Origin of the sequence: Sinomonas atrocyanea (assembly GCF_001577305.1) — a bacterium.
In the GTDB taxonomy this organism is placed as follows: Bacteria; Actinomycetota; Actinomycetes; order Actinomycetales; family Micrococcaceae; genus Sinomonas; species Sinomonas atrocyanea.
The window spans coordinates 636,257-650,378 of the sequence record NZ_CP014518.1 but is presented as its reverse complement, the minus strand read 5'-3'; the positions used below and the strand labels follow the sequence as shown (position 1 = coordinate 650,378).

Below are 14,122 nucleotides of genomic sequence, written 5' to 3'. Positions count from 1 at the left end.
CAGCCACACCGGGAGCGGCGCGGACTGCTGTCACACTTGAGGCATGGCCAGCCGTTTCCGCCCCCTGCGCACGAGCGCCCGGGCGACGCTCTGGGCCGCTGGCGCGGCCGTCCTCCTGTGCGTCATCGCGGCCCTCACACTGGACGGCAGCGCGGCCTCCCTCGCGCTCGCGGGCCTCGGCGCCTTCGTGGCCTGCGCGCTGTACGCCGTGCTGGGGATGTCGCGCTACCTCGTCGCCGGGCTGGCGGTGGTGAGCTCGTCGCTGGCCATCGGCTCGGCGCTGGCGTTCCTGCGGCTGCTCGGCCTCGCCTGGGACCAGGACCCGAACACGGTCACGACCGTCTCGAGCCGCGACGCCGACCCGTTCTTCTTCGGCGCCCTCGTCGCTGCCGGGGTCACGCTCGCGGTGCTGCTGGGAGGAGCCGTCTGGCCCGAGTCGCGCAGGCCTTCCGTGCGGCGACGCCCGGCCGCCGGTGCGGGCGCCCGGCGCCCGGGCCGCGCGCCGTCGTCCGCCACCAGGATGGTCCCCCAGGGGCCGGCGCCGGCGCGCCCCGCGCCCCGCGCCCGCGCCACCGCGGCGCGGGCCCCTCAGCGGCCTGCTGCGCCGCGCACGCCGTCGCCGACGCGGAGCCGGATCAGCCCTTCTTCTTCGAACGCGGCACGGCGAAGCTGACCAGCCGGGCGTCCTGGCCGTCGAGCTCGGCCCACGGGGTCTCGGTCTCGAAGACGGCCAGCCCCGTGGTCGGGAAGTGGCTCGCGGCGTCCATGTAGGCGTCCTGGTCCGAGTCGCGGGAGGCGAGCCGCAGCGCGAGGTCCTGGACGCCCGGCATGTGGGAGACGATCAGCAGGGCCCGGACGGTCTCCGGGACGTGGTTGACGACGGCGAGCATGCGCGCCGCGCTCGCCGCATACAGGCCGGACTCGAGCTTCGGAGTCGGCGCCCTGTCCCCGAGCTCCTCGCAGACCCACGTGGTGGTCTGGCGCGTACGCAGTGCCGTGGAGCAGAGGATGAAGTCGGGGATGATGTGGTGCTTCACGAGCCACTTCCCCGCCTCCGGGGCGTCCGCGTGCCCGCGCTCGGCGAGTGGCCGGTCCGCATCGGGGACCCCCTCGGGCCAGGCGGCCTTCGCGTGGCGGAGGACGATGAGGCGCTTGAGGTGGTGCTTGCTCACCCCACTAGCCTACGGCCGGGCCGCCGGGGCCGGCCGCAGGACCGGAGGGGAGCCGCGCTAGATCGAGTACTCAGGCGCGGCCCAGACGATGACCTCGGGGTGCTCGTAGAAGCGGTAGCCCTGGCCCCGCACGGTGCGCACGGTGTTCGCGAGCCGGCCGAGCTTGGAGCGCAGGCGGCGGATGTGGACGTCGATGGTGCGCTCGTTCGGCACTTCCTCCGCGTTCTTCCACAGGCTCTCGAGGAGTTCGTCCCGGCTCACGGTGCGGGTGCCGTTCTCGACGAGGTAGTTCAGGAGCTCGAACTCCTTGAAGGTGAGGTTGAGCGTCTCGCCGTCGAGGTGCACCTCGCGCCGGGCGAGGTCGATGAGCACGCCGGCCGGGCGCGGCTCGGACGCGGCCGGCCGCGGCTCGGGGCGCTGCTGCCGCACCGACACCGTCGGGTCGCCGAAGGTGGAGCGCACGACGTCGAGCGGAGACCCCGGCGCGCTGGCGGGGGCCACGGCAACCGCGGCATAGCTCTCGACGCCCTCCACGAGCGACTGGGCATAGGCGCGGATCTCCTGGGCGATCCGGGCGATCGAGGTTCCCGCCGCGGCGGCCTGCTGCTCGGAGAGCCCCACATAGAGCACGAAGCCGTGGGCGACGTTGTCCGCGGCGACCGCGCGGACCGGCTCGGCGCCCGGCTGGATGACCGGGGTCGGGGCCGTCATGGGCGAGACGTCCTGGACGCCAGCCAGCGGCGAGGTGCGGGCCGCCGCGGCCGCGGCGCCGTGCTGGTACGCCTCGGCGGGGCTGCCGAAGTGGGCATTGAAGGGCTGCCGGTGGCCCGGCTTCTGCGCCTTCTGGGCATTGCGGACAGAGATGTGGACGTAGCCGGATGCAACAGACATGGATGAACCTCGTGAGACTGCTAGCCGTGATGGCTTTCGAATGCGGAGCAGATGCGCCCGCCTGGCGGTGGATGCCCGACGCTGGGCGGCGAAAAGACTGGGCTGAATGCTGGGGTGGTGCAGTTAGCTCGACATTCGACAGCAGCGTGCGGATCGACCGGAGGGTGTCCCGGCGAGGCGGCTGTCTGCGGCTGCAGGTGCTGCTGAGTCTTTGTTCACAGTGAGAGTGTGTCCCGTAACAATGGCTACAGGCAAGTAACAATGTCGTTTTCGTCTCACTATGCGAGACGAACCCCTCTTCGTGTGCCAAGAATCACGATTCGGCGCGGGGGCGATGTGAACAGATATTTTCAGAGTTTCGAGAAGCGGACGCCTCCTTGTCGAACAATATTCGGTTGTCCAGACCTTTTGGTCGGTCCACATCTCTTGGCGGTCGATCTCACAGCGTGGACGTGACTCGACACCGGAGGGCGCCGCACCTTTGTGGGACTGGACATGGACTGACCTCATGGTCTACTTGCACGCGCACGCATGCCCAGGCCCGCCCAAATGAATCTGCTGTTACCCAAATGTGACAATCAGGGGCCGGTTCCCCTACAGTGGTCTGGTGCCCGCCCTACGGCTGGCATCCCTCAGGCCTTGTCCGCCGAGCTCTGCCGACGGCCTGGGGGGAGGTAGGAGGCAGAGACGGAGGACCCACTCAGCGGCCGCGCCCAGTTCTACGGGCATTCTTGACGGCCTCGGGGTGAAGCCCTTGCCACTGGCAGGGCCGGATGACTCTCATCCGAACCCGACAGCTAACTTCGCAGGCGCAAACGAGAGGCCCTTACGCTTGTGAGCAAGACCCCAGACCGCGCTTCCGCGCGCCCTCATGGCCGGCGTCGAGCCGTCACCACCAACCGTTCCGCCCTGGCCCGCGCTGCGAGGAAGGGAACTGACCGCTTCGGCAACCGGAGCGCCGTCGTTGCCCTGTCCCTCGGCCTCCTCGCCGTGGCCGGCGGTGGGGCGGCGGCCACCGCGAACTCCGCGGACCTCGCCCGCACCGCCTCGGTGACGGCCCCCTCGGCCTCCGCCGCGGCGCCGAGCCCGAGTTCCGACAACGCCCTCGCCCAGGCGAGCAGCGATGCGCGCACGGCGACGGACAAGGCTGCTGCTGACAAGGCGGCCGCCGACAAGGCTGCTGCGGCCAAGGCCGCCGCGGACAAGGCAGCTGCTGACAAGACGGCATCGGACAAGGCCGCCGCCGACAAGGCTGCTGCTGACAAGGCGGCCGCCGACAAGGCCGCCGCTGACCAGGCGGCCGCGGCCGCTGCGAAGGCCGCCGCAGCGGCGCAGCCGGTGAACGACCCGGCGGCCGCCCAGGCCTACGCCGCGAGCCGGCTCGCGGCGTTCGGCTGGGGCCAGGACCAGATGAGCGCCCTGATCACGCTGTGGAACAAGGAGTCGGACTGGTCCACCACGGCCACCAACGCGAGCTCCGGCGCCTACGGGATCGTGCAGGCCCTCCCCGGCAGCAAGATGGCTTCCGTGGGCGCGGACTGGCAGACCAACTACAAGACCCAGATCGACTGGGGCCTTGACTACATCAAGAAGAGCTACGGCTCCCCCGCGAACGCGCTCGCGTTCCACCTCGCCCACAACTGGTACTGAGGGCTGCCGTCCGGCACAGCGCCGGACGCTGCCGCAGCGCACGACGGCGCCGCCCGCCTCACGTTCGAGGCGAGCGGCGCCGTCGTGGTCTCCAGCGGGCGGTACCGCTAGTTCGAGGTGCCGGAGCCGGTTCCCGTACCGAGGATCATGACCGTCTTCGCCGCCAGGCCGTCCTTGAGTGCCACGACGTTCACGGTGTCGCCCTGGGCGAGGGTGGCCGTGGTCGAGGACCCGCTTCCGGACGCGCCCTGGCCGCGCGTCCCGCGGGCGGCGACCTGGGTCGAGGACGAGAGCGTGTAGGTCTGCTGGAAGCCGTCGCTGCTCTTGACCGTCACGGACTGCCCGGAGGCGGTGGTCACGGTGCCGGTCTGCTCGACCATCGTGACATTCGCGTTGTCCTGCACGACGACGAACTCGCCGTGCAGCATCTGGCCGAGCATGCCGATGCCCACCCCGCCAGCGCCGCCGATCCCGCGCGTGCCGCCCTGGAAGCCCTGGGCGTTCCGCCCGCCCTGGGTCCCCGTGCCGCCCTGCTGGCCGCTGCCGCCCTGCGAGCCCGTACCGCCCTGCGGCCCGAATCCGCCCTGGCCGGCGGCCCCGCCGAAGCCGTTCGCCGCGCTGCCGGCCGTGGACGGGCTGGAGGAGTTTGCGGCCCACACGGCCGCGCCCGCACCACCGGCGATCACGACCGCCGCCGCGGCGGCCGCGACGCCCTTCTGCGTCGACGTCAGGGCGCGCCACCGGGCGCCCGCGGAGTGCGGGTCCTTCCGCGGGGCGGCACCCCAGCCGGGAGCGGACTGGGCGTAGAGCTGCTCCGGCGGGGCGCCCCAGCCGCCAGCCGGCTGGCCCTGCTGGGGTGCGCCCCACCCAGGGTACTGCTGCGTCTGCTGCGGCGCGCCCCAGCCCGGGTACTGCTGGGTGGGCTCCTGCGGTGCGCCCCAGCCGGGGGCGGGCTGAGCGCCGGGCTGCCGGGCGCCGTCGTGCCCGCCGTACTCGCCGTCGTGCTCGCCGTACGGCGGGGCGGCCGTCTCCTGCGGGACGGTGGGCTCCGCGGGGTGGTACTCGTCGGATCGGGGTGCGTCGCTGTGGGCCATGGTGTCCTCCTGGAACGTGGGGCTGTCTGATCTCAGAGTTGGCCCGGATGCTGTGTCGGGGCTGTGCCGGCCTCCTGCGGCTACTGTGACCGGACTAGGCTTGCGTGCACAGGGCGTTCACAGCCCGCGCTCAGGCTCGGGCAATCCGTCACAGGGAGGCTGGAACCATGGCAAGCCCCTTCTCCACCAACAACCTGCCGGCGCTGACCCACCCCGACGGCACGCCCATCCGTGCGCTCGTAGTGGACGACGAGCCGAGCCTCTCCGAGCTGATGAGCATGGGCCTGCGCATGGCGGGCTGGAGTGTCCAAGTGGCCTCCGACGGGCCCTCGGCCGTCAAGGCCGCCCGGGAGTTCAGGCCCGATGTCCTCGTGCTCGACGTCATGATGCCCGGGTTCGACGGCGTCGAGGCGCTCACGCGCATCCGCCAGTTCATGCCCGAGGTGCCCGCGCTGTTCCTCACCGCCAAGGACGCCGTCGAGGACCGCATCACGGGCCTCGCGGCGGGCGGGGACGACTACGTCACCAAGCCGTTCAGCATGGAGGAGGTCATGCTCCGCCTGCACCGGCTCGTCCAGCGCTCGGGCGTGGCCGCCCAGGACGATGCCGAGCTCGTCGTGGGCGACCTCGTGCTCAACACGGACACTCGCGAGGTGACCCGCGGGGGCGACGACATCCAGCTCACCGCGACGCAGTTCGAGCTCCTGCGCTACCTCATGGAGAATCCCAAGCGCGTGGTCAGCAAGGCCCAGATCCTCGACCGCGTCTGGCAGTACGACTTCGGCGGCCAGGCGAACATCGTGGAGCTCTACATCTCCTACCTGCGCAAGAAGATCGACGTGGACCGCGCCCCCATGATCCACACCGTCCGCGGCGCGGGGTACGTCATCAAGCCAGCAGAGGCATGACCATGAGCAAGCTCTCGGGCGCGGAGCCGCGTTCGGGGCGCAGCTGGCTCCACCCCGACACCTGGCACCTGAGGACCAAGCTCGTGCTGGTGGTGATGCTCCTGCTCGTCGGCATCTGCACTGTGGTCGGGACCCTCCTGTACGCGACCATGGACCGGGTGCTCACCCAGCAGCTCGACGGGCAGCTGGCGCAGGCGAGCCACCGCGCCGTGGAGTTCGGCGCTGCCTCCAGCGGCCTGCGCCGCGATCCGCTGGACGCCCCCGGCCAGGGCGCCGGCACCCTCAGCGCCCGGATCAGCAACGGGGTCCTCGTCACGAGCGGCCTGCGCACGGCCGACGGCAAGATCGTCTCCATCACGCAGTCCGACGCCGACGCGCTCGCCTCGCTCCCCGTCGTCGACCAGGGGCCCGGGGGTCCCCCCGGCGGCGGGGCGACGAACGCCGTCGACCGGCGCCTCAGCGCCGGATCCTTCCGGCTGGTCGCCGTCCAGGTGGCCAGCGGCGACGTCGTGGTGACCGGGCTTCCCCTGACCTCGATGCAGGCGACGCTCGGCTCGCTCGTGCTCACCACCGTGACAGTGTCCCTCGGCGGCCTCGTGCTCGTCGGGCTGCTCGGCACGGTGATCATTCGGCGCACCATGAAGCCGCTGGACGAGCTCTCCCGCGTGGCCGGACAGGTGGCGCAGCTGCCGCTCGAGGCCGGTGAGGTGGCCCTCGCGGTGCGCGTTCCCGACTCGGCCGCGAATCCCGGGACGGAGGTCGGCCAGGTCGGCAGCGCGCTCAACCGGATGCTGGACAACGTCGCCGGCGCCCTCGAGGCGCGTCAGGCCTCGGAGATGAAGGTGCGCCAGTTCGTGGCCGACGCCTCGCACGAGCTGCGCACCCCCCTCACCGCGATCCGCGGCTACACGGACATGCTGCGCCTGACGGAGCCGCTCACGGAGCAGGGCGCCGAGTCGCTCGGGCGCGTCGAGTCGCAGTCACTGCGGATGTCCCGCCTCGTGGAGGACCTGCTGACGCTGGCCCGGCTCGACGAGGGCCAGCCGCTCAAGCGGGGGCCGGTGGACCTCACCCAGCTGCTCGTGGAGACGGTCACGGACCAGAAGGTCATCGCGCCGGACCACGTGTGGCGCCTCGATCTGCCGGAGGAACCCGTCGAGATCACGGCCGACGGCGCCAAGCTTCACCAGGTGCTCGTGAACCTGCTGAGCAACGCGCGCAAGCACACGCCCCCCGGGACCACCGTCACCGCGGCGGCGGGCCGGTCCGCCAACGGGGAGGCCGTGCTGACCGTGACCGACGACGGCCCGGGGATCCCGCCCGACCTGCAGGAGACCGTGTTCTCCCGGTTCACCCGAGCGGACAAGGCGCGCACCTCCGCGGGCGAGGGCTCCACGGGGCTCGGGCTCTCGATCGTCGACGCGATCGTCAAGGCCCACGGCGGGTCGATCGACGTCACTTCGAGGCCCGGGCGGACGGAGTTCGCCGTATACCTCCCCGCTGCGTAGCCCCCAGCCCCCGTCGCGTCCGCCCGGGCTCCTCCGGCGCGGGCTCGGCCTCGTGGGTGCTGCGCCGGGTGGCCATGAACGTCCCCGCGAGCACGAGCACCGCACCGGCGCCGATCAGCGGCGTGAGCGGATCACCGGTGAGTGCGACCCCGAGCGCGAGGGCGACGACCGGGTTGACGTAGGCGATCGCCGTGGCCCGCGCGGGGCCGGCGTCCGCGATCAGGCGGAAGAACAGCAGGAAGGCGAGAGCCGTGCACAGCAGGCCGAGCAGCACGAGCGCCCCGGTGGCGAGGCCCGACGGCGGCTGGGCCGGCCAGGAGAGCACTGCGAAGGGCGAGGCGATGAGCGCGGCGATGCTCAGGCACGCCGCGGTCATCGGCAGCGCGGGCACGTCGCGGAGCTTCGTGGCGGCGATCTGCGGCGCGACCGCGTAGCCGACGGCCACGAGCATCATCTCGACCACCGGCCACGGGCCCGAGGCCTCCATGCCGCCGCCGCCGAGCGCTGCCACTCCCCCGACCGCGACCACCAGGCCCACGATCCGCAGCCGGCCGATCCGCTTCTCGAGCCCGATCAGCCGCGCGACGACGAGCGCCAGCACGGGCGCGAACGCGATGAGGAGCCCGGCGAGGGAGCTCGTGATGAACCGTTCGGCATCGCTGAGCAGGAACCACGGCCCCACCATCTCCAGGAGGGCGAAGGCGAGCACGGGCCGGCGGTGCTCCCACACGGTGCGCATCCCGCGGCGGGCGAACGGCAGGAGGACGACGGCGCCGATCGCCGTCCGCGAGAACACCACGACGGCGGGGCTCACCTCGTGCACGGCCTCGCGGATGAGCAGGTACGGCACGCCCCAGATCAGGCTCATGGCCGCGAAGAGGATCCAGGCCCGGCGGCTCATCGGCGGGGGTCCTGGACGGCGGTGGAAGGGGTCACGGTCAGACTCTAGGCCCGGGCACCGACATCCCCAACGATTCGGGCAGGGCCGAATCCTCCCCCGAGGCGACCCCGCCGGAGCGCGGGTGGCCCCGCCGGAGCACGAGGTCGCCCCGGGACCCGTGAAACCGCCTCACAGCAGGACCACAGGATCCCGCTAAGACGGTCAAAAGATAGCCCGCGACAGTCATTGCATGACGCTCACCGACCCCAGCATCACGGACGCAGCCGCCGGAGCCCCGGCCCCCGGCTCCGGCGAGCCGACCGCGCAGGCGGCCGGCGGCGTCGTCCATCCCCTCCCCGTCCTGCGGCCCGGCACCGCCGTCGACGCGGCCGCGCTCGACGCCGCGGGCATCCCCGTCCTCGACGTCACGGTCCCCGTGTACAACGAGGAGAAGGACCTCGAGGAGTGCGTCCGCCGCCTCCACTCCCACCTCGCGCGCACGTTCGAGCACGGATTCCGGATCACGGTGGCAGACAACGCCTCGACCGACTCGACGCTCCGCGTGGCCGAGCGGCTCGCCCGCGAGCTGCCCGAGGTCCGCGCGGTCCACCTCGAGCAGAAGGGCCGCGGCAACGCGCTGCGCCGGGTGTGGCTCGCCTCGGATGCGCCTGTGCTGGCGTACATGGACGTGGACCTCTCCACCGACCTCGCCGCGCTCGGCCCGCTCGTGGCCCCGCTCCTGTCCGGCCACTCGGACCTCGCGATCGGCACGCGGCTGGCGCGGACCTCGCGGGTGATCCGCGGGCCCAAGCGCGAGTTCGTCTCGCGCTCCTACAACTTCCTGCTGCACTCGCTCATGGGCGCCGGGTTCTCCGACGCGCAGTGCGGGTTCAAGGCCATCCGCTCGGACGTGGCCCAGCAGCTCCTGCCGCACACCCTCGACACCGCATGGTTCTTCGACACCGAGCTGCTGGTGCTCGCCGAGCGCTGCGGCCTGCGCTGCCACGAGGTCCCGGTGGACTGGACGGACGATCCCAACTCCAAGGTGGATGTGGTCCGGACGGCCCTCGACGACCTCCGCGGCATGTACCGGCTCACCACCGACATGGCCCGCGGCCGCATCCCCCTCGCCGAGCTGCGCGGCGCCCTCGCCCGCGGCCCCCTTCCCGCCGGCGAGCGCACTGCGGAGGCCGGGCGTCGGCAGAGCCTGTTCGGCCAGCTGGCCCGGTTCGCGGCCATCGGGATCGCCTCCACCCTCGCCTACGCCGCGCTGTTCGTCCTGGGCCGGGAGTTCATGGACGCGCAGGCCTCGAACTTCGCGGCCCTGCTCATCACCGCCGTGGCGAACACGGCCGCGAACCGCCGCTTCACGTTCGGTGTGCTCGGCGCGGAGCGGCTCGGGCGGCACCACTTCGAGGGACTCATCGTCTTCGGCCTCGGCTGGGCCCTCACCGCCGGGGCGCTCGCCTGGATGCACACGGTCGCCGATCCTGCGACGTGGCTCGAGCTCGGCGTCCTCATCGTCGCCAACCTCGCCGCGACCGCCGTCAAGTTCCTCCTCTTCCGCCACTGGGTGTTCCGCCGCCGCACGTGACCCGCGGGAGGTGACCTTCAGGATCTGACTCCCAGAAGGTGACCCCCAGAAGCTGACTCCCAGACGCAGCCTGCCGACCGAAAGGCCTCCCATGACCACCTCGCTCACTCCAGACACCGGATCCGGCACCTCCGCCGGCACGGTCGACACCGCGCCCCCCACAGCCCCGGCTGGGCGGACAGCGGCGGCCTCCTCCCGCCGTCGTCCGCCCGCCCGGCCCTCGTGGCGCCGCATCGCCTTCGGCGCGGACCAGCCCCGCTGGGCCCGCCCGTCCGCGTTCGGCCTCATCGTCGCCTCCGGGTTCCTCTACCTGTGGAACCTGACGAACTCCGGCTGGGCGAACGAGTTCTACGCCGCGGCGATCCAGGCCGGCAGCAAGGACTGGACCGCGTGGTTCTTCGGCTCCCTCGACGCCGGCAACGCGATCACCGTGGACAAGCCCCCGGCCGCGTTCTGGATCCCCGGGCTCCTGGGGCGCATCTTCGGCTTCAACTCGTTCACCATGCTCCTGCCCGAGGCGCTCATGGGCGTCGCCTCGGTCGCGCTGATGTACGCCGCGGTCAAGCGCGTGAGCGGGCCGGCCGCGGGGCTCATCGCGGGCGGCGCGCTCGCGGCCACGCCCGTCGCGGCGCTCATGTTCCGGTTCAACAACCCGGACGCGATGCTCACGTTCTGCCTGGTCCTGGCGGCCTACATGACCGTCCGCGCGATCGAGAAGGCCGGCTGGAAGTGGCTCGTGGGTGTGGGCGCCGTCCTCGGCCTCGCGTTCCTGACGAAGATGCTCGCCGGCATCATCATCGTGCCCGCGCTCGGCCTGGCCTACCTGTGGGCCGCGCCGACCACGCTGCGCCAGCGGATCGTGCACCTGCTCGGCGCGCTCGGCGGCCTCGTCGCCGTGGCCGGCGCCTACATCGCCGCATTCACCCTCACCCCCACGACCGTGCGCCCCTACATGGCCGGCTCGCAGACCAACAGCTTCCTCGAGCTCACCTTCGGGTACAACGGCCTCGCCCGCATCTTCGGCAACCGCGGCGGCGGCTTCGGGGGCGCGGTGCGGGACCGCGCGTCCGACGCCGGTGCTGCCGCCGGCTCGGCAGCGCAGGGCGGGGCCGGCTTCGGCGGGTTCGCCGGCGGGGCCCCCGGCGGCGGTGGCCCGGGTGGCGGCTTCGGAGGCGCCGCAGGGATCACCCGCATGTTCGGCCCGACCTTCGGCACCGAGATCTCCTGGCTCCTGCCGGCGGCGCTGATCCTGCTCGTCGCCGGGTTCTGGTTCACCCGGCGGGCCGTCCGCACCGACCGCGTGCGTGCCTCCCTGATCATCTGGGGCGGCTGGACGATCCTCACGGCCCTGGTGTTCTCGTTCATGACCGGGACGGTGCACAACTACTACACGATCGCCCTTGCGCCCGGGATCGCCGGGGTGGTGGGCATCGGCGCCGCCGAGCTGTGGCGGGGCCGGTCCTACTGGCCGTCCCGGATCGTCCTGGCCGTGGCCGTGCTCGGCACGAGCGTCTGGACCGCGGTGCTCCTCGGCCGCGACGCGTCGTGGCTGCCGTGGCTGCGGGTGGTGGTCGTGGTGCTCGGCGTCCTCGCCGCACTGGGCTTCCTGGTCCGGGCGGACCGCTTCGGGGCGGGCAGGGTCCGGGCCGGTGCCGTGGCACTGGCTGTGACCGCGCTCCTGGCCGGCGGGCTCGGCTCCGCTGCGTTCACGGTCGCCACGGCCTCGGTGGGCCACAGCGGCGCGATCCCGACCTCGGGGCCGTCCGGCGCCAGCGGCTTCGGGACGCGCGCCGGGTTCGCTCAGTTCCGCGACCGCCTCGGCACCTCCCCTGACGGCTCTGCCGCCGAGGCCCTCGGCGGCGCGGCCGCCGGCGGGGCCGGCACCGGCGCCGCGGGCGTCCCGGGCCAGGGCGGCTTCGGCGGCCAGATGCAGGGCGGCCCCGGCGGCGGGGCGAGCGCGTCGAGCGAGCTCGTGGCGCTCCTGAAGCAGACCACCACCAAGTGGTCCGCAGCGACCACCGGCGCGAACTCTGCGGCCTCCCTCGAGCTCGCCTCGGACACCAACGTCATCGCGATGGGCGGCTTCATGGGCAGCGACCCCTACCCGAGCCTCGATGAGTTCAAGGCCCTCGTGTCCAAGGGAGAGGTCACGTACTACATCGCGGGCGGCGGCATGGGCGGCGGGTTCGGCGGCCGCGGCGGCGGCACCACCGACGCCTCCGCGATCACCCAGTGGGTCGAGGCGAACTTCCAGGCGCAGACCGTCGGCTCGACGACTGTCTATAAGCTGGTGAAGTGATGGCGAGCACCCTGGGCTACGAGCCGCCGGGGACCACTCCGCCAGGGACGACCCCGCCCTCGGCGGCCCCGTCCCCGGCGACCCCACCCGGGGCCCGCACTCCCCGCCCCGGCCGTCTGGGAGTCACCTCCTGGAGGTCACGTCCTGCGGGTCCGCTCGCCGGGCGTGCGGGGGCGGCCGGTGCCGTGCGGCGGCGCCTCGAGCTCGCTGCAGTCCTCGCGGCGATCGCGGCCCTCTACCTGTGGAACCTCACCGCCAACGGCTGGGCCAACGCGTTCTACTCGGCCGCGGCCCAGGCCGGCAGCCAGAACTGGGAGGCGTTCTTCTTCGGCTCCTCGGATGCCGGGAACTCGATCACGGTGGACAAGCCCCCCGCGTCGCTCTGGATCGTGGACCTCTCGGTCCGGGTGTTCGGGCTCAGCTCGGCCTCGATCCTCGTCCCCGAGGTCCTCATGGGTGTCGCCACCGCGGCGATCCTGTACCTCGCGGTCCGCAGGGCCGTCCGGGCGGCGACCGGGAGCGACGCCGCCGCGCACCGCGGCGGCCTCCTCGCCGCCGTCGTGCTCGCGCTCACCCCGGTGGCGGCGCTCATGTTCCGGTTCAACAACCCGGACGCGCTGCTCGTGCTGCTCATGACGGCGGCCGCCTACGCCGTGGTGCGGTCGGTCCAGGACGGGAAGGCGCGCTGGCTCGTGGGAGCGGGCGTCCTGCTCGGACTCGGCTTCCTGACCAAGCAGCTCCAGGTGCTCCTCGTGGTCCCGGGCTTCGGGATCGCGTACCTGGTGGCGGCCCCGCACCGGCTCGGGCGGCGTCTGCTCCACCTCGTCGGCGCGCTCGCGGCGATGGCCGCCTCGGCGGGCTGGTGGATCCTCGCGGTCGAGCTGACCCCCGCGAGCGCCAGGCCGTTCATCGGCGGGTCCCAGGGCAACTCCATCCTCGAGCTCACGTTCGGGTACAACGGGTTCGGCCGGCTCGACGGCAACGAGGTCGGCTCCGTGGGCGGGGGCAACGGCTGGGGCCAGCCGGGCCTCTTCCGGCTCTTCTCGGCCTCATTCGGCGGCCAGATCGCGTGGCTCCTGCCCTCCGCGCTCATCCTGGGCGCCGCCCTGGTGTGGGCGGGGCGCCGCGCTCCCCGGACCGATCCCGTGCGGGCCTCGGTGATCGTGTGGGGCGGCTGGGTCCTCGTCACGGGCCTCACGTTCAGCCTCATGGCCGGCATCATCCACGAGTACTACTCGGTGGCGCTCGCTCCCGGCATCGCGGCCCTGGTGGGCCTCGGCGCGGCCATCCTGTGGCACCGCCGCTCCCTGCGCACCGAATCGGCGGCCTTGGCCGCGGCCATGGCGGCCGCCGGGGCGACGGGCGCCGTACTGCTGGGCCGTGCCACGGGCTTCGTGCCGTGGCTGCCGCCGGTGGTCGCGGTCGCGGGGATCGCCGCGGCAGCCGGCATGGTCGCGGGGACCTTCGGCACGCGCCTCGTCCCGGGCTGGAGTGCCTGGGGCTCGCGGACGACGGCGTCCCTCGCCCTCCTCGCGGGCCTCGCCGGCCCGCTGGCCTTCACAGCGCAGACGGTCTCCACCGCGCACACCGGGGCCATCGTGAGCGCCGGGCCGTCCTCCGGATTCGGGTTCGGCGGCCGGGGCGGGTTCGGAGGCCAGCGCCAGTTCATCCAGGGCCAGTTCGGCCAGGGCACGGGCGCCCCGGCGGCGAGCGGCTTCGGCCCCCAGGGTGGGCGCTCGGGCGGCTTCGGCGGACGCGGAGGCGGGGCCGGGCTGCTGGGCGCCGCCACGCCGTCCTCCGCGCTCGTCGCAGCCCTGACCGACGACGCGTCCAAGTACACGTGGGCCGCTGCGGTGGTCGGGTCCAACAACGCCGCCGGCTACCAGCTCGCGACCGGCCAGCCCGTCATGGCGCTGGGCGGGTTCAACGGGACCGACCCGTCCCCCACGCTCGCGCAGTTCCAGCAGCTCGTGTCCGAGGGCAAGGTGCACTGGTTCATCGCGGCCTCGATCATGGGCAGGGACTCGGGGTCCAACGCAGCCCGGCAGATCGCCCAGTGGGTCGAGGCGAACTACACCGCCCAGACCATCGGCGGGGAGACGGTCTACCGGCTCGGGTGAGTCGGG

Annotated in this window: 11 protein-coding genes and 1 riboswitch; of the genes, 7 read left to right on the top strand and 4 right to left on the bottom strand. The window is 72.9% G+C overall.

Annotated elements, in window-relative coordinates; genetic code table 11:
* The first annotated feature begins 43 nt into the window (after positions 1-43).
* Entirely contained in the window at positions 44-673 is a 630-nt protein-coding gene (locus tag SA2016_RS03095; protein ID WP_066495148.1) for a hypothetical protein, read from the top strand.
* Here the strand turns inward: SA2016_RS03095 and SA2016_RS03090 are convergent.
* Complete coding sequence (locus tag SA2016_RS03090) at positions 636-1,172, bottom strand: SixA phosphatase family protein (RefSeq protein ID WP_066495146.1); 537 nt, start codon at positions 1,170-1,172, stop codon at positions 636-638. The genes SA2016_RS03095 and SA2016_RS03090 overlap by 38 nt on opposite strands.
* A 57-nt stretch (positions 1,173-1,229) precedes the next feature.
* On the bottom strand, positions 1,230-2,063 hold the full coding sequence (locus SA2016_RS03085; RefSeq protein WP_066495145.1) for a winged helix-turn-helix domain-containing protein: 834 nt from the start codon (positions 2,061-2,063) through the stop codon (positions 1,230-1,232).
* Positions 2,064-2,697: 634 nt separating this feature from the next.
* Positions 2,698-2,890, top strand: a riboswitch (cyclic di-AMP (ydaO/yuaA leader).
* Between the two features lie 7 nt (positions 2,891-2,897).
* Between SA2016_RS03085 and SA2016_RS03080 the strand changes: the two genes are divergently transcribed.
* On the top strand, positions 2,898-3,713 hold the full coding sequence (locus SA2016_RS03080) for an aggregation-promoting factor C-terminal-like domain-containing protein (RefSeq protein ID WP_066495143.1): 816 nt from the start codon (positions 2,898-2,900) through the stop codon (positions 3,711-3,713).
* A 107-nt stretch (positions 3,714-3,820) separates the two neighbouring features.
* Here the strand turns inward: SA2016_RS03080 and SA2016_RS03075 are convergent, their stop codons facing one another.
* Complete coding sequence (locus SA2016_RS03075) at positions 3,821-4,807, bottom strand: hypothetical protein (RefSeq protein ID WP_066495141.1); 987 nt, start codon at positions 4,805-4,807, stop codon at positions 3,821-3,823.
* A 167-nt stretch (positions 4,808-4,974) separates the two neighbouring features.
* Between SA2016_RS03075 and SA2016_RS03070 the strand changes: the two genes are divergently transcribed.
* Together SA2016_RS03070 and SA2016_RS03065 are read left to right on the top strand one after the other, a co-directional pair.
* A complete protein-coding gene (locus SA2016_RS03070) occupies positions 4,975-5,715 on the top strand; it encodes a response regulator transcription factor (RefSeq protein ID WP_066495139.1) in 741 nt (246 codons plus the stop codon).
* 2 nt (positions 5,716-5,717) lie between these two features.
* Positions 5,718-7,223 (top strand): sensor histidine kinase, encoded by a 1,506-nt coding sequence (locus tag SA2016_RS03065; RefSeq protein WP_066495137.1) that lies wholly within the window; start codon positions 5,718-5,720, stop codon positions 7,221-7,223.
* Here SA2016_RS03065 and SA2016_RS03060 read toward each other — a convergent pair.
* Positions 7,171-8,124: a DMT family transporter gene (locus SA2016_RS03060; protein ID WP_084249258.1), complete on the bottom strand. Its 954-nt coding sequence runs from the start codon at positions 8,122-8,124 to the stop codon at positions 7,171-7,173. The two genes, SA2016_RS03065 and SA2016_RS03060, sit on opposite strands and share 53 nt — an antisense overlap.
* 229 nt (positions 8,125-8,353) lie before the next feature.
* On the opposite strand from SA2016_RS03060, the gene SA2016_RS03055 reads away from it, so the two are divergent.
* The 3 genes from SA2016_RS03055 (at position 8,354) to SA2016_RS03045 (ending at position 14,116) form a co-directional block, all read left to right on the top strand.
* A complete protein-coding gene (locus tag SA2016_RS03055; protein WP_084249257.1) occupies positions 8,354-9,697 on the top strand; it encodes a bifunctional glycosyltransferase family 2/GtrA family protein in 1,344 nt (447 codons plus the stop codon).
* 91 nt (positions 9,698-9,788) lie between these two features.
* Complete coding sequence (locus tag SA2016_RS22460) at positions 9,789-11,996, top strand: glycosyltransferase family 39 protein (protein WP_066495134.1); 2,208 nt, start codon at positions 9,789-9,791, stop codon at positions 11,994-11,996.
* Positions 11,996-14,116, top strand: coding sequence for an ArnT family glycosyltransferase (locus tag SA2016_RS03045; protein ID WP_084249256.1), 2,121 nt, complete (start codon positions 11,996-11,998; stop codon positions 14,114-14,116). The genes SA2016_RS22460 and SA2016_RS03045 overlap by 1 nt, the downstream gene beginning before the upstream one ends.
* Positions 14,117-14,122 lie beyond the last annotated feature (6 nt).